The organism is Acidovorax sp. K2F, assembly GCF_025246485.1.
GTDB lineage: Bacteria > Pseudomonadota > Gammaproteobacteria > Burkholderiales > Burkholderiaceae_C > Acidovorax > Acidovorax delafieldii.
The window spans coordinates 1-21,702 of record NZ_JAOBSQ010000060.1 but is presented as its reverse complement, the minus strand read 5'-3'; the positions used below and the strand labels follow the sequence as shown (position 1 = coordinate 21,702).

Sequence of the window (21,702 nt, the reverse complement as noted above, 5' to 3'; positions counted from 1 at the left end):
CGCGCCACAGTTATCCGGCCAGACCACAGCCGCACTTCTTGAACTTCTTGCCTGAACCACAGGGACAGGGCGAATTGCGCCCGATCTTTACTCCAGCGGAAATCGGCGTGTCTTGTCTGATGGCCAGAGGACGCACTCCGGGGCGCCACTGCTGCAGCGGATTGGCTTTGATCCGCGCGATCAGTTGGCGTTGGCTCGCGAGGGTCATCCGGGCCTGGGGCGTTAGGCCGGCCGCGTACACCTGCAGCCGCTCCATCTCGCTCTCAGCCTCTGCGTGCAAGCCGCAGTAAGCCAGAACGACGGCGTACTGCGCACGGACATCCAAGTGTCGATTCAGCAGTTGGTTGTCCACGACCACTGGCATCACGTGTTGCTCAAGAATCTCCCGCGCGCCGACGAAATCATGTCGTGCGACGAACTCGTCAGCGAGGTCTTGCCCGACACGTATCAGCGAGTCGATGGCGCCGGCGATACCGTAGAACTTCATGGCATGGATTCGCGCGAATGGCGCGAGCACGTGCAACTTGCCGGCCACCATGGCTTTGAGTTCGAGCGCATCCGCGAGTCGCTTGATGTCCGCGTGATCAAGTCCCGGCTTGTTGATGAGCGCCCAGAGCGCGGCTTGCTTCGCGCCGACAACCTGCTCGAGCCGAATGCCGAGAACCGCGAACGTCTCGTCGATCACCTGATCGACCACGCCCATCGCGCTTTCGTAGCGCTCAAGGCGAAAGAGCGCCGCTGCCGCGTTGTAGAGGAAAACCCGTCGGTGGACAGGCTTGTCCGGCAATCGGCTGTCCAGCTCGCGAATCGCGCGCCAAACCCCCTCCTCGTCACCTTGATTCGAGAAATGGAGCATGCGCTTCATCAGGAAGGACAGAACTTCCTCCTCACCGAGCGCGCCGCTATCGATTAATTGCTCCATCGCCTCCAACCTAGGCGCCAGACGATCCATGTGCCCGAGCTTCATGTCCGAGAAGACCAGACCATCGAGAGCCCAGTACCGCTGCTCCGGATCTGATTCGTTTTTGGCGACCAGCGTCTCCAGACCGTGCCAGACCTCTACTGCCACGCCCATTTCGTGGAACATCTCTTCGCCGATAAGGTCCACCAGCGTCTTGACGTCCCCAGTGGCCAGCAGCAGCCGCGTGTAGAGCGAGAAGCGCGCCGTGTTGCGATCACGATTGAACGCCATGACCATCAGATCCTTGAGGGCAACACGAGCCCGTGATGCGACCTCTGCGGGCATGCCCGACAGGTGCTGGCTCCCGACAACACGGATGGCGTCATGCAGTCGGATCTCCTTGTTGCCATAGATCTCCACCACCCCAGCGGGTCGCAGTGACCGGATCACTCCAGCAACCGCTTGCTCGTTCATCTCAAGGGCCGCGTCCAGCAGCTTGTTGATCTCGGCTGGTAGCAGGCCAATATCGGACAGGCTCAGCACCGCAATCGTCTGTTGTGCGGCGGGGTGAAATGCGTAGAACACCTTCGCCAAGATGACCTCTTGTGCGGTCTGGGTCAGGTTCGTTAACGCTTCGACGGCGTCGCACATCTGGTCGATGCGCCCTGAGTACTCTTCGCGAGCAATCGTGACGGCACTCCTGACGAACAGAGGCATGCCAGCCGTCAGTATCTTCAGGCGCCCCATGGTGACCGCATCCCCTCGACACCCCCAACCGACAACCGCCGCCGCAACATCGTCAACACCCCACCCCTTCAGCGGCTCTCGCGTCAATCCCAGAAGGGCTTCGATCTCGGGCAACGTCCCAAGCGGCTGCGCCAGGAGCACGAACTTCAGCGCCGACGTGGCATCGATCATGCGCTTGAGGCTATCAGCCGAAACACAATGCACGTTGTCCAATACAACGGTCGGCGAGAGCCTCAAGCGCTCGAGATAGATGTCCAACTGGCGAAGTGACTCGACGCCAGTGGCGCCCGGCAGCAAGATCTTGCGCACCGCATCTGGTCCGGCGCCGGCCAACTTGGCGGCCAGCTCACGCACCAGCGAGAGGGCGAGGGCCTCCCCCGGCGTCTCGGCGCAATCGAAGTACGCGCAGATGTGCCTGCTCAAGGCGGCCGCCTGTGAAGCCCACGCAGTCTTCCCGGCGCCCGAGAAGCCGGAAACGATCCGGACTCGGGAGCTCGAGTCGATTTGAGGTTCGTTCTCCTGCGGGCGGTACTGCTCGGGCGGTGCCGGGAAGTCCTGCAGTTGGATCAGGATCTGGTCCAGCAGTGACGGGAAATCCGCGACCAAGAAGGTGTGATCCGCATGGGGCGCTTCCCCGGCGGCCGCAGCCTGGACGCGGCCGGCCAGTTTCCAAACGAGGGAGTCGGGCGCCAGCATCGCAAGTGGGACTGCGGTGGCTCGGTCGACGCACCATGCGACTGCCTCATCGATATTCGCCCAAGCCGGTGGAAGTTGCCCGAGGTCACCAGAACACACGCGGCCTGGCCACAGGATCTCTACGTCGCCCGCCAGCTTTCCTGTCTCGACCTGTTCAGCCAATGTCGGCCCTAAGGCTCGGTTGACCACCACCACGCACGTTGCGCGCCCCTGCCGACGGCCCTGCTGGTGCTCTTGCCGCAGGCTATCGAATCGTTCCATCGTCGAGTTGATGTCGGCCGGCATGATCGGCTGGCTACGCGTCTTGACCTGGATGTAGCAGCGCCCCGCTGGTGTGACGAGCTCGATATCTTCGTCCCGCTCGACAACCACGGACGTAGCGCCGGTCTGTTCTGAAGTCAGAAGGCACGCGGCAGCATAGAGATGCTGATAGAGGAAGCCCCGGTGTACCGCCGCAATGCGGATCTCCTGGGCTGGATCGAGCGTCGGGGTGTGGGGCATATGGGAAAGAAGTCTTGGTTTCGGTCCTCGCGGGGGGCATTTGCCAGCAGTAGCTGATCACCCCATCTGGGATGCAACACCTATCCTGCCCACGGCTAACGGCAGAGCGAGCGTACATGTCATTTTGGGGCTCGCCGCCCAGCCGTACCTCAACCAACGCCGGACCGATGCGCTCGAAAGCCAACTTCCCGGGCGGCTCTACTCTATATTGGGCGACTTCAACACCAAGACAGCGCGGGGCAACGATTCAGCGCCTTACCCAGGGATCCGACGGATGGCAGGACAACGATTGACGGGAGCGGCTGCGCAGACCGAGGCCATGCGGGCGCTGGCCCACTCTCGTGCCGGCATCGAATCGTCCCTGGCGCCCTTCGAGCCAAGAAGCACATTCGCGGTCTGGTTCTCGACCTTCCGTGGCATCGAAGAGCTGATCAACCTACCGGGAGAACTGCGTGGCGAGCCGCTCCTCGACGAGATTGGTGGACTGGCTCTCCTGGACATGGCCGGAGCCCTCAGGGCACTGCCATCCATCAAAGCAGGACTGGAGTCACGCTTCTCCCGATTGGTGGCGAAGAGGCTCATGCAGACGCTTATTCAACTGCAAGCCATCGCCCTGTCGTTTGCAATGCATCAGCTGCCTGCAGCTCGGGAATTGGCAACCGTCGGTACGGCCATCGGCTACCTACAGTCCCGCCGTCGGCATCTACTGGCTTTCCTTCACACGATTCCTGGTGTCTGCCGAGGAACTCAGCGGCTGCACGAACTGGACGGCCTCAACCAGTTCCTCTACCTCATTGAGACCGCCGGCCTGGGGACAACGTCAATGCATCACAACCTGATGCTGGCCCTGGTGTACCCGGACTTCGCCTTAGATGTCGACGCGGTGGGAATCTTGGCAAGTCACAGCTTCAACGGACTGGACGCGTTGTTTCTGGAGCCCGAGCGAACAGCCATCACCGAAATGGCCGATGTCGACCTCAGCGTGGTGAAGCGTGTTTCAGTAAACCGCCGACTGATTTTTTCCAAGGCCGAGCTGGAGAACAATCTCGCGCTCATGGCCGCGGCGTATGCGGAGTTCAACCTCCACAAAACGTCATTTGGTCAGTTGGCCGCGTTCATCCGCAGCTTGCTCTCTCTCGTTGTGGACGAGTATTTCGTTCGGCTGACAGTTAAGCGCTTCGACGAGTTGTGTTCCGAGCAGAAGCTACCCGACGCCCTTATAGGGGCGCTTGTCGTTCAAGGCGCCGACTACGTCGACAACACCAGCACTTACGCGCCGTTCACGCGTGTCGGCGGCGACCTAGTCACTTCGATTACCCTGCTCAATCGATTCGCGAACCACTGGAAGAGTGTCTGTCTGAACCGCGTTCGTCGATATCAAATCCGCTCTGGATTCATCTTCGAGAAGTCGGTCAAAGCAGCTCTGCGGACCCAAGGATTCGACGTTACGGAGATCAAGAGAGTGGAGCGCGCGGAGTTCGACGTCGTTGCGACGCTCGACGGCGTGATCTACAACGTTCAGTGCAAGAACAACCTCGTTGACTTGAATCGGATCGAGACCGACGTACGGAGGTTCGTTCGCTACAACCGCTCTCTTGACCTGGCCTACAGGAAGGCCCTCGCGAAGGAGCGCGCGCGCGAGCAAACGCTCTTGCGGGAGTTGGGCCTTACCGCAATCAAGCACTTCGTTGTGAGCCGCTATCCCGTTGCAACGCAGAACCCCTACGTTTTGGCCTTCGGCGAAATCTCGCGGTTCAGGGATATTGCGGTCGGGACGTGAGACCGATAGCTGTCCGGCAGCCGGCTGGCGAGTAGCTGGGGTTATTCCGGTCGCCCGAGTGTCTGTATTGCGTCGCGATACTGAACGACTGTTTGTGGCCGGTCGAGCCCGACGACTTTCCGAATTGCTTGTCCTACACCTGCCGCTCAGGAGGTGCCCTCCTGAACGCCCGCTTTTGGTCGATGCAGGTGGCCGACGCGGCACCCGCACCCGACCACAAGGGGAAGTTCGCGAGTGACTGCTTCAGTTAGGCTATCACTCAACATAGAAATACGAGTTCTCTGATGCCGCAATATCTCCGAACCAGCAGTGTCCGACTCATTGAAGCCAGCCAGGAAGCATTGCATCTGGCATTTGTCGGATTGGGATTGCCTGCACGTCAAGAGCTTCGCGTTGGGGCTGCACAATTCGCTGCGTCGGCGGGGCTTATCGGTGTTGCGGTTGAACAAGCGCTGTCCGCCATATTGGTGCAGGTGCTGGGCGAAGATGCGTTGATGGCGAGTCGGACTCAATTCAAGTCTGCGCGTGAAGTGCTTCAAGACGTTCGATCTCTGTTGGTAGCCCCTCCGCCGCGGGCTTCGTTCCTGACCTATGGTCTTCTAGACGCTGCTGCTCACCGCCAGGAACTCCACAGAGCCACAGAAGGATTCACGCTCATTATTGGCGAACGTGCGGCGGGCCTTCACGCAGGTCAAGGTCCATCGCGTGCCGTCGCCATGGTGCAGGCGCAGAAGGTGCTTGTCTTTTACGACCTGTTAGCGCGTTCGAGCCGCGTCCGACCGTATCTTGAACAACGTCCTCGCTCGCCAGAAAGCACACTTGATACAGAGGTCATTGTCGATGACTTGGCTCGGCGCTTCATCGAAGCTGAAACGCTGGGGGAGCGGAGCGCCGCCCTGCGGTCCCTGTTTCTTGTACTTCCTGAGGTTCCGGCGACAGCTCCCGAGTGGTTGGACGCATTCGACCGATCTGCTGTGGCGCCAACGAACGATGACATCAACCTCTTACTTCAGACGCTGGAACGTGCAGCGCCAGTCCGATTCCATCGGCTAAATGCTGGTGGCCAGGGTTTGCCGGTCGCCGTGCGGCCCAATGATGCGAACGCGCTTCCAATAGCGCCCCACCACCTACGTCGGGCGTTTGGTGATGTGCTCGGACAATTCGACGCTTACGTCGGCACGGCGAATGGACGTCTGAACGATGGACATCTAGACGTGCCGCCCGAGAGCTTCCTGCTCGACTTGTGGGTCTTTGGACCCAACCAACTCATTCAAGAGTTAAATCGCGAGCGACTGACGGCGCATGAGGCGTGGCCGTTCATCGTGACGGCGCTATCGTCACCTAGGATCAATCGTCCATTCTGGTTCCTGGTCTCAATGGTGGATGACCTGGGGCAGCTTGTCGCCCAGTTGGGCCGAGCGTTCGCTATCGGTGGCGGGGGGCATCTTCGGCAGCAGCAGGCTCCTACGCTTGAGGCGATTGACGCGCTGCGTCGTGGGCAAGTGCTTGCGTTAAATAATCCGATCGTGGCTACTGTGCGTTCGGCCTACGCCGAAGCTAGTACCCGTCGGCAGGCTATTGCTCCAGCCATTGAGCGTAATCGTGGAACGGCACGAGACGCTGGACCTGAAGCCGAGGCCGTCCTTCGCCGAGTTTCCGAAGGCGAATTGGTTGCGGGACAAGCGTTTGAAACGGTCATGGGCTTACCCAATCAAGAGGCAAAGCGATATTGGACGCGTCTTCTGGCTGAGTCGGCGTCTGATCCCGAGGACCGAGAGATGTTAGTTAGGATTCATCGCGATGATGACCTAGTGCCCGCCCAGTCTGCGGCCCGAAAGGCGATGAAACTCATTGACGCAGTTAGCTACGGACCTCAGGTTGAACTCGAGTAAGCATATGGCGCTTCGCGCTTGCAATCAGAATAGTTCCGAGCACAGGGCAAGAAGCAAACACGTACCCGCTGTTCAACGACCGCTCTGCGGTGATGACTTCTGCCAAAGAGTGTCAGCAATGGGTCGATCGCTGACCCCGGTGAATGCCCGCTGATGGGCCTCCAACCCTCGCTTGTATCGCGATGAGGTCGACGATTCGTAACCGACAGCTCCCAGCCTGATTAAGACCTTAAATCGACTCGGGTAAAACCGGAGAGAAGCATGCGCCTGCCTCGAACTCAGTTTCGAGGCGTAGCGCACTTCGTCTATGCAAAGTGGCCTCGCAGTAGACCTGAAGTTTGGCAGAGTGAAGGTGTCATTGCGACGCTTTGGCAACCACGACTGGTATCGTGTGCTGGTCTGGTCGGTCAGGTAGAGGTGAAACGCGTGGTCACCTTGCCGTGGGCTCAGTGGTCAAGTGCATCTGGTTTCTGCACTGACGAACCAGACTGGAAAACCACCAAAGGACAGATATGCCTCTGAATCAAAGAGCCGTAAAACGCCGCAGTGAACCCACTGGAACGACCGTCATAGATCGCCACTACCGATTCGCTTTGCCGAAGGAGATGGACTGGAAGGTCGGAACCCGGGTGTACTTCTCCATCATCAAGAGTGTCGCCGCCCGAGGCAAGTCAAAAGGGTTCGTCATCAGCAAGAAGCCGGGGCCAGTGTGGAAGGGGCGGCTGTTCTCTGGGCGAGTGCGGCGCAACGGCTTTGCTCCGTTGGCCAGGGGGCACAAACCAATCGGCTGGCGCCGCCCCAAAGGGCCAACAGTCCCCTGAAGGGAGCATGCCCTGCAGCAGCTCGACGTGGGCATTGGGATCAGTCAATATGGAGCCGATATGACGATGAACCGAACCAACTATCCAGGGGTGCCAGACGACTTCCCTGTGACAGCAACCGTGGCAGCTGTTTCTGGCGCCCAGCCCAAGATGAACCTGGTCGAGGAAGGTGGCAGGTTCTATGCACCGGGCATGTCGCCGGGCGAAGTTCTGACGGTCTTCCAGATGTGTGACGACCTGGTGTCGCAGATGGTCCCGTACTGCCAGAGGAAGCTGGCGACCTACGAAGGCAATCAAGAGACGACGGTCAAGGCTGCGCTGAAAGGCTTGCTGGCCAAGCGATGGTGCACCGATGCGCAGTGTGTGTGGATCATGCGCAGGGTGGTGGATGAGCTGCAGTGGGCGGTTGGTGATGGCGCCTTGCAATCCGACCAACCCGATGGCTTCTGAAATCGCCAAGGAGAAGTGTCCGATTTCTTTTCGGTTGATTGAGCCCGGGCTATACCTGTCGTGCGACATCCCGCCACAACGTACGGCATACCCCCCCACATGAAATACCCATGACTGACCTACTTGTGCTGCCACCACCTAAACGATCTCGCTCCCGGCGCCTTCGCAAGAAGCTGCACATCGGCGAGTTCCAAGTGCTGGGATTCGACTACGAGTTGACTTGGCGCGTGGCACCGTCGATTGATGTGCAGGATCGGTTCATCGATCAGTTGCTCGAGGACCTCGTCGCGCCCAGAGCGCTGAGTCTAGGCGGAGGGGTCAATTGCGGCTTCGTGGCCGCGCGTCGCGGGAGCGTCACGGACGCTGATCGCGCCGCCTTCGAGAGCTGGCTCGAGCGATGGCCGGATCTCGCCGAGATCAAGGTCGGCCCTCTGCGAGATGCCTGGTACGACGAGGCGCCTTGAGCGCCCGCTCTTCGATCACGAACTCAAGGGGACACTCATGAACGGTCGGCCCCATTCACCGGCGCGGCCCTTGGAAAACCAAGCGGGTGGTGGAACTGGGAGCACCGGGGGCACTGAAATGGGTGCCAGTGCCGCCATGACTGGCCTGCGCCGAATCTACCGACCGGGCTATGCATTCATCAAGGCCGGCGTCATGCTGCTGGACTTGCACAGCGCACGCCTCAAACAAGGAGAGCTTGAGCTAGAACCGCTGGAGAGCCACGCAGGCTCTCGGGAGCGGCTGATGGGGGTGCTCGATGAACTCAACCAGCGCTATGGACGTGGAACGGTGAAGCTCGCCAGCGCCGGAGTGCAGGCCCAGGGACAGACTGCCAGTTGGACTATGCGACAGGAGCGCAGGTCACCGGCCTACACCACGCGCTGGGAGGACATGTTGGAGGTGGGGGAGGTACCTGCAACAGGTCCGCCAATTTATGCTCATGCCTCAACCCGGCAATCAGGCGCGCTTTGTCGGCGCAGCTGTGTTTGCGTCTCTTGAACTGCCTACTCAGGCTGCTATTGAGTCTGAGTTTCTGGAGGCGTCAGGAGAACAGCTGGCACCGCTACTTGCCGAGTGCTCGAACTACTTCATTCAAGCCCGCTATGCCTATGAACAGATCGGTGGCAGCTACAACTTGAGCGGCATCCGCACGCTCGCAAAGGGCTTGCTTGATGCCGTGAAAGCCTTCGGTACCAAGAATCCCTGAGCGAAGTGCTCATCAATATTGGCGCGTCGGTTCGCCCCGGAGTCCGGCTAGGTGCTGCCCCAGTTGTCTCCAAACACCTGGGCTTGCCGCAGCACCAAGTCCACCGCCTCTTCCTGCAAGTCTGGCGGGTACTTGTACTTGCGCAAGACCCGCTTGACCATCAGTCGCAGCTTGGCCCGCACGCTCTCGCGCTCGGACCAGTCCACGGACAAGTTCTGGCGCAGGTTCTCGGTCAGTTCATGGGCGATCTTCTTGAGGGTTTCGTCGGTGAGTTCTCGAACGGCTGATTCGTTGGTGGCCAGGGCGTCGTAAAAGCGCACTTCGTCTTCGGTCAGGCCCAGTTGCTCGCCCCTGCTGGCGGCCTCGCGGAACTTCTTGGCCATCTCGACCAGTTCTTCCATAACCTGGGCGGTTTCAATCGAGCGGTTCTGGTAGCGCTTGATCACGTTGCCCAGCAGGTCGGAGAACTTCTTTTCCTGCACCACGTTGGTGCCGAAGCGGCTCTTGATTTCGCCTTCGAGCAGACGTTCGAGCAGTTCCACCGCCAGGTTCTTCTCGGGTAGGTTCTTCACCTGCGCCAGGAATTCATCGTCCAGCAGACCGATGTTGGGTTTGTCCAGGCCCACAGCGTCAAAGATGTCCACTACTTGGTCAGACACCACAGCGTTGCTGATGATTTGCCGGATGGCTTCGTCGCGCTGTTCGTCGGTGCGCTTCTTGGCGGTAATGTCCCGTTTGGTCAAGATGACTTTGACGGCCTGCATGAAGGCGACTTCTTCCCGCACTGCCTTGGCTTCGTCCAGCGTGCAGCACAGCGAGAAGGCTTGGGTCAGTGCCAGGGTAGTGTCTGCAAAGCGGCGTTTGCCGTCCTTGCCGCCTTCTTCCCGCAGGCCCAGGATGTGGTTGGCGGCCCTTGCCAGGGTTTGGTGGCCCCCGGTGAGGAAGTCGCTGTAATCGCAGCCATGCAGCATGGATTGCAGGACATCGAGCTTTTCCATGAGGACGCTATACGCATCGCGGGCATCTACGGTGGGAGTGCCCCGGCCTTTGCTGGCGGTGTACTCCTTCATGGCGGCTTTGAGTTCGTTGCCAATGCCGATGTAGTCCACCACCAGGCCGCCTTGCTTGCCCTTGAAGACCCGGTTCACGCGGGCAATCGCCTGCATGAGGTTATGGCCCTTCATGGGCTTGTCCACGTACAGGGTGTGAACGCAGGGGGCATCGAAGCCGGTGAGCCACATGTCGCGCACGATCACCAGGCGCAGCGGGTCGGGGGGGTTGTTGGCGCCGATTGAATCTTGACAGTGTGTGCCGATCCAACTTTGATAGGGGGCGTGTAGCCAGTATCTGCTAGGCTGGCTGTGGATAACTATAGCCTCCTACTGGGCTTGCACCTCCAGACTGGTTTCTGTTTTTCTATTCATTTCTCTGGATTTGATCTTTCCCTTTGCCTCCTTGGAGCTGTGGCGGAAGCGGTAGGACTCATTGCCGGTTTCAACGATGTGGCAGTGATGGGTGAGCCGGTCCAGCAGTGCCGTGGTCATCTTGGCATCACCGAAGACAGCGGACCACTCGGCAAACGTCAGGTTGGTGGTGATCAGAACGCTGGTGTGCTCATAGAGTTTGGACAGCAGATGGAACAGCAATGCTCCACCGGCCTGGCTGAATGGCAGGTATCCAAGTTCATCCAGAATGACCAGGTCCATGCGCATCAAGCTCATGGCTATGCGCCCCGGATTTCCCTTGGCCTTCTCTTGCTCCAACGCATTGACCAGATCCACCGTCGAGTAGAACCGGACACGTTTGGAATGGTGCGTCAGCCCATTGATTCCCAGCGCCGTTGCCAAGTGGGTTTTGCCGGTGCCAGGACCACCAATCAGGACAACGTTCTGCGCATCGTCGGTGAAGCTCAGGTCCGCCAACCTCTTGATCAGCACCTTGTCCACGGGTGAGACCTCGAAGTCGAAGCCAGCAAGATCCCGGTGAATCGGGAAGCGTGCTGCTTTCATCTGGTGGGCAATCGAGCGCATATGCCGATCCACGTCTTCCGCTTGAAGCAGGTGCTCTATCAGCCAGCGCGAGCTCTGAATCGAGGAGCCGCCATCCTGCTCCATAAGGTCAGCCCAGGCACTGACCATGCCATTCAGGCGCAGTGCCTTGAGCCCGCTTTGCACATCGCGTTTGGATTCAGACATGGATGACCCCTTGGTTATCGTTGTGGGTAGGGCGCAAACGGTCGTAGCGCGCGGTATCGGCCAGCGGGAGGTTGGTCAGTTGCAATGTGGTTCTGGCATGCTCCGGCCTGGGTGGCGCATTCAGCCTAGCCAGCACATTGCGCACATGCTCAGCACTGACACTTCCATTGGGCGTGGCACCTTCAAGGACAAGATCAACCGCCACCAGTACTGCGTCCAAGCCCGCCTGCGGCACGCTGGCCAGCACCTGTGCCATGGTGCGGTCACCGCCAGGGTGCCTCAGAAGGGATTTGCGCAAGCGCTGCAAGGGCTCAGGCAAGTCCAGGAACGGCGCACCGTTGCGCAGTGCGCCGGGCTTGCGCTGCACGAGTTCAATGTAGTGCTGCCAGTCATAGGTGACTTGGCCACTGCCCGGCGTGCGGGCGTGGCTGGCGATGATGGTTTGCGCGCAGGCAATGTCCACCCGATTGGGGTACAGACGCGTGCTGACCAGGTGCCCAGCCCATTCGCAAGGAACGGAGTAGCGATTGCGCGCCACCGCCACCAGACATGTACTACTCACCCGCGCGGGCTTCTCCACATACCCATCAAACAGCACAGGCATGGACATGAGGTGGGGGCGCTCCAACTCCAACATCTCTGCCACCGTGAACTGCTTGTGGATCGGATGCACGGAGTCGGACCACACCGAGCGACACCGCTCGCCCAGCCATGCATTGAGTTCGGCAAACGATCCGAAGCGCCTGCTGGCGGCCTCGATCCAGATCCGCCTGCGACTGTCCTGCACGTTCTTCTCCACCACCCCTTTCTCCCAGCCCGAGGCGACGTTGCAGAAGTCCGGATCAAACAGGTAGTGGCTGCACATGGCCGAGAAGCGTGCGTTGACGATGCGCCCCTTGCCTTTCTTGACCTTGTCCACCGCCGTCTTCATGTTGTCGTAGATGCCACGCCTGGCAACGCCTCCCAATGCATGGAAGGAGCGGGTATGGGCATCGAACAGCATCTCATGGCCCTGCCCAGGGTAGGCAACAAGCCAGAAGGCACGACTGGCACAGAGCTTCAGATGGGCCACTTGCAGTTTGTAGAACACTCCACCAACCAGCAGTCCTTCCTCGCTCCAGTCGAACTGGAAGGCCTCGCCCAACTCGAAGCTCAGCGGCACAAAGGCCTTGGCGGGATCCTTGGCGCTATCCACCCGCCATGCTCGAATGAAGTCAGTCACGGCGCTATAGCCACCCCGGTATCCCTGAGCCTGGATCTGGGCAAACAGCGCCTTGCCACTGCGCCTTGCGTTCTTGGCCCGGTGCGCATCCGTGCGCAGGGCCTGCTCCAGCACCGCCACAAAGGGCGTGAGCTTGCCATCAGCCTTCTTGCGCTCGTACTTCGGGGGTATGTCTCCGGGGGCCTTGAGCCACTTCTTGACCGTGTTTCTGGCCAGTCCCGTTCTTCTGCAAATCTCTCCGTCAGAGAGTTGGTCGCGCCACTTCATGCGCCTGACCTTGCCAATCATGTCCATGGTGATCACCTCTTACATCCCTGCTGAAAAATTCAGCAGGGCAGTTGAACACCCCTGTCAATTTTGGATCGGCACCAGACCTTTCAGACTGTCAGTTTTCGGTCGGCGGCAACATATCGGGATATCTTCGCTGGCCCACACTGCCGACAAGGGCCATCCTGGCTTCAGGGAATGCCTCGCGGACCCACTTGGTTAGCGTTCCACGCCCTGGATAGCCCAGCGCCCTCATGGTGGCAGCGATGCATCGATCATGTGTGAGGTAGTGCTCGATGGCCGCTGCCTTCTGGCCCTGCGAGAACTTCGGCTGCCGACGGGCATATCCCAGCGGCAGGTCGAGCCGCTGCTGATACTCGCGGTACCACCCCTTCAATGCATTCTTGGTTGGGTAACCCAGCTGACGGATGGTCGGGCTGGTGCGTTTGCCGAGCTTGATGTAGAGCTCAACGGCTCGGATTCGGTCTTCGTAGGAATACATGAACTACCTTCTAGTAGTCCAAGTTTTCGTCCGCACCCCCGGTGGGTCAGCTTTGCGTGGAAATCAACAGTTCGTGCTTGCCGACGATCTGCGGCTCGAAGCTGCCTTCGCGGTCACGGGGCACGTCTATGTGCAGTGCACCGGCATCGGTGAGAACGGTCTTGGCGCTCTTGCCATTGCGGTGATTGGCCGGCGTTCCTTCGGGTTTGGCCTGGCCGGGCACATAGCCCAAGTGGTGGCTCATCTCGGCGCCAAGCGCACGCTCCAGCACCGCCTTCTTGAACTGCTGAAAGATGTTCTCAAGCTCGGCCGGCGTCACCGGTCCGGGAATCAATTGTTCAAGCGCTGCGGCCGAGAACTGCGGCTGCGCCGCCTTGTGCGCTACTGCGCTCGTCTTCGTCTTGCGTGGCATTCATGCTCCTTGTCGACATGCTATGCCTCACACACAAAGTTTATGACAGGCCCGCGATTACTCGTTCTTTACGGCTCTCCGGGGAAACTCAGCCACATTCCCTTTTTTCAGCTGGTTGATCTTCCGTCGGAGCTCATCGTTCTCGGCCAATAGTTGCTGCACTCTCTCTTCAGCCTCCGCGCGCAAACGACGTGCCTCTTGCCAGTCGAGCTCACTGATGCGATAGGCCGTCAGTAAATCACCGTACAACTCTCGCCATTCCGAAACTCGCTGAGCAGCCCCTCTCTTCGCCTCACGCCTTGAACCGGCCTCAACCCCCTTTATGTTCAGTAGCCAAGGGTCCACGACCCTACTTTTAAACGTGTCCTTGTAGCTGGCTGCGAAGAGCGTTTTTGGCCCAATACCTGACCGGCGCACAAGCTCATTGAGATTCAATGCTCCACCATTCGAAGGATACAAGCCTTGGTTCGCTTTGATTTCCTGTTCGATAGTTCGCATGGCCTCAGTGACCTTCACCACAACCGCATCGCGACGCCGCTCGCCTTGCGCAACAGCGCTAGCTCGAATCTGGTCTTTCGCTGCATCCGAAAACTTCGAAGATGCTTTCTTTTTCATGCTTCGCATAGTCTTTCCGAACCGCATACGATTTGGACTCGAGGATCTTCCCGCCACTTCTGCTCTAGATCCGCAAAACGACCCAGATGCATTCGAACCTGGCCTGCCCAATACTCGGCAATAAGTTCCTTCCCACTCTTGGTCTCGAACTCCCAGTGCTCCAGTGCCTGCGAAATGCAGCGATCAACATCATTTCGCAACCAGGCCTGCTCAAGTCGGTAATCGCACGAGGTTTGGCAGTTGGCTGGATCTGCATGCCCGCGCTTTTTGTTACAAGGGCCAAACTGCGTCAATGCCTTTGTACACAATACTCCCGGTCGGACGAGATTCCATGTTGTCCCCCCCAGCGTCAGCACCTCCGCCAAGTCCCTAATGTCTTTAGCTCCCCAGTCCTTTGCGCTCTGGTGTAGCTGTTGGCCGTGCTCAGCAACTGCACGGCGAATCGTTGCAGCCGCCTTTCCACCATAGCCATCTCTCGACAAGCTGCCGCTTTGCGGCGGCTCAATCTCTGACGTTCCAGCATCGTCGCTTAGCAGGAAGCTCGACAAGTCATCGGCACAGCGGATGACTCGGAGCTCACGCACTATCTCATCAATCTCCTCGGAAAGAGCTACATCGGTCAAGATGTAATAAATAGTCATCTCAATGTGCTCATGTCCAAAGACATCCTGCAAGATTTTTGGCGCTTGGACGATCGCGAGTGCCACAAGTCGAGCCAGCGATTTTCTCAACCTGTGAGGCCGAAGGCCTTGCCCGCCTGGTCTGGCGTCCAGGCACAGCGCAGCTGAGTAGTCTCTTAGAAGTACTTGTAATATCTGGGCCGTTGCCGGCTGATTTCGCTTTCCCCAGCATGACCAGAGATTTGTTCCTGCTGGTACTTCCGATGGGCCAACAAATGGGCGTATGTGGCTCAAGGGTGACAAGCGCTCCAACAAAGATATGAGTTGGGCTTGCTGCAAAATCGCACTCTCAGCAAACTTTGGAAGCGGCCAATCGCGTAATTGCCCGTCATGGCGACGCACAAGCTTAAATGTGCGGCCATTTGCGAATGCGGTGCCATTGGGCGCATGGTGGATAGCACCGCGTTCCATGGTCAACAGTTCCCCAATACGAGTTCCAGTAGATAAACCCACAACAAAAAGGTGTGCCCCTTGCAGCACCTTAGCTAAGCCGAAAAGTTGGGCGGCGCCCCGAGGCGGCCATATCTCGGTTCGCTTCTTTTCATTGACGCAATATTGTTCTTGCTCGTGCGGCAGCGTGACCTTTGATGGAGGCACCTTCTTGCTATGTGCCCCTCTCTGGCTCAGGTTGAGCTCAAAGGGCAGTTGGTCAATTGGCTGCCCGTGAGCGTCTATCCAGACTTGCGCCTTAAGGGCTGCGGCACATCGTTCGCTCAAAGTACGAACGTCTAACTTGAGATCATGTGCCTCCTGCCAAAGGTCCTGAAAATCCGATAGGACGCGTAGGATGTTTGGGCCTAGATGCTCAATAATCCAATGCGATCTCTGCCCGATCTCGCACAAGTAGTTGTCTGGTAACGGTAGATGCGGCGCTCGTAGGATTTCTGGCTGAGTAGCTTCTGCTTTGCCTGATACTCGTGTCGATTTCTTTATGTCTACTCCGCTATGTGGAGCATCCATCCATAGGCCACGAGTGGAAGCTGCATGCATCCGTTTCATCTCTGCGAACACAACCTGCTTTGTTGAAGCTGAGAGCGGCATTGCGTTCACATCGTCCTTGGAGACAGACGCAAAGATCAAGGGTAGAAAACGCAATTTCTCTTCTTCGGGCATCGGTTTGCGGCCTTCGCCGACACCTGCCATCGCCTTGCTGATACCAACCGCAGCAAGAAATGGAATGCTCTGGTGTGCGTTTTGCGCTATCACAGATGGGTCTAAACTATTGCGTCCATTGCCTAAATGGACAGGACCGATGCGGCAGAGCACAAAGTATCGATTGCAAGCTAGAACCGCTCGGTCTAACAGGTCTTCCAGAAGTGACTTAGATTCACAATCGTTCAGCGTTGAGTGCATCAAGGACCTCAACTCACTAGGCAAGTTCGCTACCAAGCGTTCTTTTATACGAACTTCCCATGAGGACCTAGAGCCACTGGGGAACCATTCCCGCGGAGTCGACCAAGTTGTCCACTCTTCGCCGTGTCCGAGCAGCGACTTCAAGCGTTGTAGTTCGGCTTGACTCATGTGCTGAATACTTTCGGCAGCGTGCTGCGCAAGCACGTGGCTTGACTTCGCTTCGAAAGCCTTAAATGCTTCCTCCTGGACAACACGTTTAGCCATACGAAGAACTATTTTTTATCGAATCACCGTTGAACTCAGGAACGCGGTGCTCACCTTCTTCAATCCGCTGCACCCACTTGCTGAGCGCAGATTCAACAGCACTCGGATGGAAACCCAGTAAAGCTGTTTCCGTGTTCTCCATCTCGGTCTGCCAGGAGATCTCCTCACCTCGGTAGAAATGCTCAATCGGCGTTTGCGTGCGGAGGGCCCTCAGTTCGGCCAGTCGCATTGCGAGCCCGTCCAGCGATTCTGGCGCTATCACCGCATTTTCTAAGCACAAAGTGCATCGCTGCACTGTGCACAGTGTTCGTCCGTTAGGCTTGAATTGGGGGTCTAGGCGTGCGGGCGGACTGGTTGGATCCTTGCAACTGACCCCTATCCTGCTCTTCTTCAGTTTCCGGTACTCTGCAAGACGCAAATGTTGCTCGGGGGTGATTTGCTCTCGTTCGATGATTTGTCGCAGAACTGTGTGGTCAAGTTGTCCGGAGGAGAAACACATGTTCCACATCTCGTCGGTGTAGGCTACAAAGGTGCGAGCGCTTTCCGCATTGACAATTTTGTTGTCAAGATATCTTGCGGTCGTGAAGGGCGAGCGATGGCCAAGCGCCTTTTGAACCGCTAGGACCGACCCCCCTGAAATGCGATACACGTACTCAGCGAAGATATCTCGAAAGTCACTGGCGTTCACCCTGGGGATTGGCGCCTCATTGGGAGTGCGGTGCTCGTTTACGCGCTCAACAATAATGCGCAGAATGGGAGTGTTCCGTTCATACTTATCGTAGGTCTCGGCATTGAGCGCTTCGATAGAACCTTTTGCCCTATAAAGCCAAATACTCCTTGATTTGCGCTGAAGCTCTAGAACCACGATACGAGCTTCTGTGACGGACGCGACGTCAGCATGCGTAGCTATCAGCTCGCTGAGGGTTATTTCCGCGACACGGAGACTCCGAACAAGCTCTTGCCGCAAAGGCCAAGTCCTTTCGACAAGTGTACGAATAACCTTCCCTGGAGAGCGGTCTGTTTTCCAGTCACCATGCATTATTTGGTCGGATACGCTTCTCGCTTTGTAGCCTGTAATGATGTAACGGCTTGCATCCCTCGGATGATTACGAAGAAAGGGCATGCACTCAGGAATGGATGTGTCGGCGTCCACCGGTAGATCGAGAAGCGTTTGGACATTCCAGCCCCCACCTATTAGTGCGAGGTGAAAACCCATCTTGATTTCAAAGGCTGTCGGAAAGAAAGCTGCAAACATCGTTTCGATTGCCAATCCATCCCGCCACAATGTTCGACCGGATCTCCCCGTTTTGTGCTCCCAATGTTTCTTGATTGCCTCCGTGGTGATAGTTCCCGATGCAAATAAAGGGCCTGCAAACTCTGCATTGAGCAGTAAATTCGCTTGCCCTTCACTTGCGGGCGCGCGATTTCCCGCGAGCATGTCATCTACTAGATTCCATCGATCGATTGCCTTAAACCACTCCCGCTTGATGCAAGTGAAAACGGCGCGCGACTGCGCCGGCGTTGGTATCTCTCGCGATGGTTTAAGCGATTCAGGTCCGTTCCAAGCAAGCGGACTCATACCTTTGGCACGGCGCGTCATATCCGCAATCGATCTGAACGCAGAAAATGTTCCAGGGGAGAATCGCTGCACAGCCAATTGTTGGTGCAGATGCGTGAGATCCGTGACGCTCTTCGTGGGTGCAAAGACTAACTCAGGGGTATTGGTCGTTGTCTCCATCTCGTCAAACAGGCGCCACCAGAGCTTCAGATCTGCAACGCATCCTCTGCAAGTCTTCTCGCTTGCCCACATTAGTTTTTCTTGGATCGCAGGCAGCAATTCATGAATCAGTGACGGGCGCCCACTGTAGCTACCTAGCCACCGATCTTCTAGACCAGGCTTCTTAGGTCTTTCCTGGCCTACCTCTAGGTCGGTAAGATCAACAAGGAAGGGCTTGGTAGCATGTTGAGTCCAGAACTTTAGTGGGCTTCCCGTATGTTGGAGGTATCCCCGCGAATCAACGAGTGCAAGTTCCGCAAGTCGTGGCGTTTGATGATCCTTAGAAACCTTGCGAAGGGTCACGACTCATCCTCCGATTCGTCAAGCATCGCGGCTTGATAGCGTTCTGGCAGGGCTTCGCCGAGTTGATCGCTGACCCACTGAACATACAGCCTGGTCGTGTCACTGCTGATGTGACCAAGCTGCGGAACTATCTTCAGTTGAATTAACTCCGTTAGCAAAATAGCTGTCAGCGTGCCTTGCCCCTCGCACGTCAACTCTTGATGCTTTCGCCCGGCGCCAATTTCTTGCATTAGGGTTGAACAGGACCACCAATGCCTGCCTAGGTGTGGCGACCACTCTTTGTAGGGAAGTTTTCCAGATTTCCACGCGTTGTAGAAGCCCGAGACAGATTGCCGCACACCTTCCGGGTTCAGGAAAAGATGGACAGAGTTGTCTAGCCTTTCGCGCTGAGCTTTAAGACCACGAGCTTGTGCGACCCATTTTTGAAGCAGTCGAGGGCGCACGCGAGTGCGATAAGTATGTAGCTTCTCAGCTAAATGAAGTGGGATCTTGATCGTTCGCTTCGGGCCAATCTTGTCGCCATGGTCATGTCCGTAGTCGCGACCTTTCGTGCCATAACGGAGGCTCACCGCCACCATTTGATGTTTGATGTCAGCCGTCGGATTCACGATTAGCCAGTCTGCTGGATCGACGGGAAGCGTATCAACACGCCAGGACGCAACTTCCTGTCGCCGAACCGCAGTCATCAGTACCGTTTCGCACATGAGCCCGAAAGTACGTCCCTTTTCAACGTAAATCGACTCCAGCCAACTATCCACCTCGAAATCGGTTGGCATTCGAAGCTCACTCGGTGCCTCTCTAACTCTACCCTTCCGAACTTGGTGAGTCCGCAAACGAGGGTCTCCTGTTGCACTTGCCCTCTGTGAGCGCAATGACCGGGTGACAAGTGGAACCACAACGGGCGGGCGCTTCCCTTTTGCAGCCATCCATTCAACGAAGTCCGTAGCCACGTCGACATACCGATTTACCGTCTTGGGACTCAATGGTCGTCCCGTCGATCCCCAAAGGCCTGCAACCAACTCAGTTTGGTAGTCACCATTGATGTGATCCACATAGTTGGCATTCATGGGGTTAACGCCCCGCGTTTCGCACCACTCAAGGAAGTTGCAAAGCCAACTGGCGTAGTTCCGAATGCTTTTTTCAGATGGGCGATTTCCCACTTCTCCTGGGCGCGACGGGTTCCACGTTCCCAGACCCCGTTCAACAAGGTACTCAGAGCCGTCCCTGTGGATTCCAGGGCGAGAGTCAAGGATGAAGGGGAGACGTGCGACTCGACCAAACCCAGCTTTCTCCAGTTCAGCGGATCTCGGTTCGACCACTTTGAAGTTGTATTTCCCCATGGCTATTTCTGATGTGGTTTAGATAGAAGTACTAAAAATTGAGTACTACTATAAAGGTGCACATCGTGGCCTATTGCACCGACCTGGGTTTTGGTGCGGCGCGCGGGGCCGAGATGCTGTCGCTGATGCTGGCGTGCGGCATCGTCAGCCGCCTGGTGTCGGGCGTGATCTGCGACCGCATTGGCGGCGTGCGCACGTTGCTGCTGGGCTCGGCGTTGCAGGGTGTGGGGCTGGCGCTGTTTTTGCCGTTTGACGGGCTGGTGCCGCTGTATGTCATCTCGGCAATGTTCGGGCTGTTCCAGGGCGGCATCGTGCCCGCCTACGCCATCATCATCCGCGAGTATTTCGCCCCGCAGGAGGCCGGTGCGCGGGTGGGTGCTGTGATCATGGCCACGCTGATCGGCATGGCGCTGGGGGGCTGGATGTCGGGCTGGATCTTTGACCTGACGGGCAGCTACCGCGCGGCGTTCCTGAACGGCATGGCGTGGAATCTGCTGAACCTGTCGATCGTGGGGTGGCTATTTTGGCGCGTGCGGTGCCTGTCGGGTGTGGTGGGGCGAGTGCAACCCACTGCAAGGTGAGTACGGCGGGCGGCAAATCTGCCCGCAGCGCTCGCCAGTACTGGAAAAGCATGGGTCAAATGGCTGACGGCCCTAGCACTCGACAACGCGCGGGCCGGTAGTTCAATGTGTGGGCCAGACGCTGGAACACAGTGAGCCGTTTCCGCGGTGGTAGCCACATGCCAGCGCAATGTGGCCCAAGCGGCGGCGCGGGTAGCGCGTAGGCACCGATGAAGCAGCCTTTTTTCGATAAACGGGTGAGCTGTACATCCGTGTCGTTGTGGGGCTCCGGCCTTATGCTGGCAGATCCGCATCTCGTTATCCAGCGCGGCCGTCGGGGCCACCCGAGTCCCCGATCAACGGTGTTCCAATCGTACGCACTGAATACCGTATGTCTATTTGAAGGGCGCTCGTTTAGTTATCACTTGACCCGCGTTTGTTCAATATATTCCTCGCAGCGGTGAGGATCGTGAATCCCATATCGAATACCGCAATATTCCGAAAATTGATTTTTTCGTGTACTGTCAAGTGAATCATATGGATCACGATCGAGTGTATATTGCGCAGGGTTCCTGAAAAGAACTTGAAACGTTGGGGTTGTCTTTATAAAGGGATTCCATGCGCTCCCCACTTCATGGTCTCCAACGTATCGATCCAACCCAACAAAAAGCCATGCAGTCAGAAACAAAGAAAGTGTGCCGACAAAAAAGGCGATTTTTTTTGTCATATCAAGGTTTTGCAAGACCAAATTTTTTACGCAATTGCTCCGCAATGATCATTCCGTAAATTCCTGGGCATGCCCTGCTACTGCCCGCAGCTTGTGCGAATTCCCGATGCCCTCCAAGTCGCTTGATGGGAAAAAATTCGATCAAAGTTTGGACTAATTTTTCCGCTTTGGACATTTGCAGCTCCGATGGCTCATCGTGATTAACCGCAAGTTGATCCTTTTGCACGCCCAAGAACTCAGAAACCCCGGCTCGCACTCCCCTGCTTCGCGTAACGTTTGCGACACCAGGACCGTACCGGGCTGCCTCACCTCGGACGCTCAAGTCAGCCAGGAAAACCACTCCGATGACACCAGTGTTTCCCCTTTCAATGTGAGCTCCCTTGTGGCGAATATCAAGCGCTTCATAAACCACCCCTCGACAATCGATAGCATAGTGATAGCTAATTTGTCCGAAGCTATTCATATCGATTTTCTCGGCGTTCTTTAG

At 57.5% G+C, this 21,702-nt stretch carries 15 protein-coding genes and 4 pseudogenes; 7 read left to right on the top strand and 12 right to left on the bottom strand.

The features are described 5' to 3' along the window. Nucleotides 1-10 precede the first annotated feature (10 nt). A complete protein-coding gene (locus tag N4G42_RS25605; RefSeq protein WP_066784837.1) occupies nt 11-2,845 on the bottom strand; it encodes an SEC-C metal-binding domain-containing protein in 2,835 nt (944 codons plus the stop codon). A gap of 274 nt (nt 2,846-3,119) precedes the next feature. On the opposite strand from N4G42_RS25605, the gene N4G42_RS23805 reads away from it, so the two are divergent. From N4G42_RS23805 to N4G42_RS23785, 6 genes are all read left to right on the top strand, one after another. Continuing rightward, the gene (locus N4G42_RS23805; RefSeq protein ID WP_260668948.1) at nt 3,120-4,625 is read left to right on the top strand and encodes a hypothetical protein; all 1,506 of its coding nucleotides are present in this window, start codon (nt 3,120-3,122) and stop codon (nt 4,623-4,625) included. A gap of 284 nt (nt 4,626-4,909) precedes the next feature. Next, nucleotides 4,910-6,517, top strand: a complete 1,608-nt coding sequence (locus N4G42_RS23800) for a hypothetical protein (protein WP_260668947.1) — start codon at nt 4,910-4,912, stop codon at nt 6,515-6,517. A gap of 881 nt (nt 6,518-7,398) precedes the next feature. Continuing rightward, on the top strand, nt 7,399-7,788 hold the full coding sequence (locus N4G42_RS23795; protein ID WP_066784842.1) for a hypothetical protein: 390 nt from the start codon (nt 7,399-7,401) through the stop codon (nt 7,786-7,788). Nucleotides 7,789-7,898: 110 nt separating this feature from the next. Continuing rightward, complete coding sequence (locus tag N4G42_RS23790) at nt 7,899-8,252, top strand: 50S ribosome-binding protein YggL (protein WP_066784845.1); 354 nt, start codon at nt 7,899-7,901, stop codon at nt 8,250-8,252. Then, a complete protein-coding gene (locus N4G42_RS25700) occupies nt 8,227-8,790 on the top strand; it encodes a DUF4113 domain-containing protein (RefSeq protein ID WP_082759047.1) in 564 nt (187 codons plus the stop codon). Before N4G42_RS23790 ends, N4G42_RS25700 begins: the two co-directional genes overlap by 26 nt. Further along, entirely contained in the window at nt 8,726-8,998 is a 273-nt protein-coding gene (locus N4G42_RS23785; protein WP_066784848.1) for a hypothetical protein, read from the top strand. Before N4G42_RS25700 ends, N4G42_RS23785 begins: the two co-directional genes overlap by 65 nt. A gap of 47 nt (nt 8,999-9,045) precedes the next feature. Here N4G42_RS23785 and N4G42_RS23780 read toward each other — a convergent pair. The 9 genes and pseudogenes from N4G42_RS23780 to N4G42_RS23740 all read right to left on the bottom strand — a co-directional run. Further along, nucleotides 9,046-10,278, bottom strand: a pseudogene (locus tag N4G42_RS23780) (type I restriction enzyme endonuclease domain-containing protein); the annotation flags it as partial. A gap of 99 nt (nt 10,279-10,377) precedes the next feature. Further along, on the bottom strand, nt 10,378-11,193 hold the full coding sequence (istB, locus tag N4G42_RS23775; protein WP_008906665.1) for an IS21-like element helper ATPase IstB: 816 nt from the start codon (nt 11,191-11,193) through the stop codon (nt 10,378-10,380). Next, nucleotides 11,186-12,709 (bottom strand): IS21 family transposase, encoded by a 1,524-nt coding sequence (istA, locus tag N4G42_RS23770; protein ID WP_260668946.1) that lies wholly within the window; start codon nt 12,707-12,709, stop codon nt 11,186-11,188. The genes istB and istA overlap by 8 nt, the downstream gene beginning before the upstream one ends. Before the next feature lie 142 nt (nt 12,710-12,851). Beyond that, a pseudogene (locus N4G42_RS23765) lies at nt 12,852-13,184 on the bottom strand (IS3 family transposase); the annotation flags it as partial. A gap of 70 nt (nt 13,185-13,254) precedes the next feature. Continuing rightward, nucleotides 13,255-13,596 (bottom strand): annotated as a pseudogene (locus N4G42_RS23760) (transposase); the annotation flags it as partial. A 57-nt stretch (nt 13,597-13,653) separates the two neighbouring features. Then, the gene (locus tag N4G42_RS23755; protein ID WP_066788631.1) at nt 13,654-14,211 is read right to left on the bottom strand and encodes a hypothetical protein; all 558 of its coding nucleotides are present in this window, start codon (nt 14,209-14,211) and stop codon (nt 13,654-13,656) included. Beyond that, the gene (locus tag N4G42_RS23750) at nt 14,208-16,508 is read right to left on the bottom strand and encodes a site-specific integrase (RefSeq protein WP_082759256.1); all 2,301 of its coding nucleotides are present in this window, start codon (nt 16,506-16,508) and stop codon (nt 14,208-14,210) included. Before N4G42_RS23750 ends, N4G42_RS23755 begins: the two co-directional genes overlap by 4 nt. After that, complete coding sequence (locus N4G42_RS23745) at nt 16,501-18,588, bottom strand: hypothetical protein (RefSeq protein WP_156445283.1); 2,088 nt, start codon at nt 18,586-18,588, stop codon at nt 16,501-16,503. The genes N4G42_RS23750 and N4G42_RS23745 overlap by 8 nt, the downstream gene beginning before the upstream one ends. Next, complete coding sequence (locus N4G42_RS23740; protein ID WP_156445284.1) at nt 18,585-19,364, bottom strand: site-specific integrase; 780 nt, start codon at nt 19,362-19,364, stop codon at nt 18,585-18,587. The genes N4G42_RS23745 and N4G42_RS23740 overlap by 4 nt, the downstream gene beginning before the upstream one ends. A 617-nt stretch (nt 19,365-19,981) precedes the next feature. Between N4G42_RS23740 and N4G42_RS23735 the strand changes: the two are divergent. Further along, nucleotides 19,982-20,509: pseudogene (locus N4G42_RS23735) on the top strand (MFS transporter); the annotation flags it as partial. A gap of 400 nt (nt 20,510-20,909) precedes the next feature. On the opposite strand, the gene N4G42_RS23730 reads toward N4G42_RS23735, so the two are convergent. Then, on the bottom strand, nt 20,910-21,215 hold the full coding sequence (locus N4G42_RS23730) for a hypothetical protein (protein ID WP_146191168.1): 306 nt from the start codon (nt 21,213-21,215) through the stop codon (nt 20,910-20,912). A 1-nt stretch (nt 21,216) separates the two neighbouring features. Further along, nucleotides 21,217-21,702 (bottom strand): N-acetylmuramoyl-L-alanine amidase (locus N4G42_RS23725; RefSeq protein ID WP_260668945.1); only part of this gene is annotated, 486 nt, incomplete at its 5' end.

Bases quoted from the DNA above. Each gene is read 5' to 3' on its own strand.
- istB (WP_008906665.1), bottom strand. From the start codon at position 11,193: ATGTCTGAATCCAAACGCGATGTGCAAAGCGGGCTCAAGGCACTGCGC.
- N4G42_RS23800 (WP_260668947.1), top strand. From the start codon at position 4,910: ATGCCGCAATATCTCCGAACCAGCAGTGTCCGACTCATTGAAGCCAGC.
- N4G42_RS23795 (WP_066784842.1), top strand. From the start codon at position 7,399: ATGACGATGAACCGAACCAACTATCCAGGGGTGCCAGACGACTTCCCT.
- N4G42_RS23785 (WP_066784848.1), top strand. From the start codon at position 8,726: ATGCTCATGCCTCAACCCGGCAATCAGGCGCGCTTTGTCGGCGCAGCT.
- N4G42_RS25700 (WP_082759047.1), top strand. From the start codon at position 8,227: ATGCCTGGTACGACGAGGCGCCTTGAGCGCCCGCTCTTCGATCACGAA.
- istA (WP_260668946.1), bottom strand. From the start codon at position 12,709: ATGGACATGATTGGCAAGGTCAGGCGCATGAAGTGGCGCGACCAACTC.
- N4G42_RS23740 (WP_156445284.1), bottom strand. From the start codon at position 19,364: ATGCCAACCGATTTCGAGGTGGATAGTTGGCTGGAGTCGATTTACGTT.
- N4G42_RS23730 (WP_146191168.1), bottom strand. From the start codon at position 21,215: ATGACAAAAAAAATCGCCTTTTTTGTCGGCACACTTTCTTTGTTTCTG.
- N4G42_RS25605 (WP_066784837.1), bottom strand. From the start codon at position 2,845: ATGCCCCACACCCCGACGCTCGATCCAGCCCAGGAGATCCGCATTGCG.
- N4G42_RS23805 (WP_260668948.1), top strand. From the start codon at position 3,120: ATGGCAGGACAACGATTGACGGGAGCGGCTGCGCAGACCGAGGCCATG.
- N4G42_RS23755 (WP_066788631.1), bottom strand. From the start codon at position 14,211: ATGAAAAAGAAAGCATCTTCGAAGTTTTCGGATGCAGCGAAAGACCAG.
- N4G42_RS23750 (WP_082759256.1), bottom strand. From the start codon at position 16,508: ATGGCTAAACGTGTTGTCCAGGAGGAAGCATTTAAGGCTTTCGAAGCG.
- N4G42_RS23790 (WP_066784845.1), top strand. From the start codon at position 7,899: ATGACTGACCTACTTGTGCTGCCACCACCTAAACGATCTCGCTCCCGG.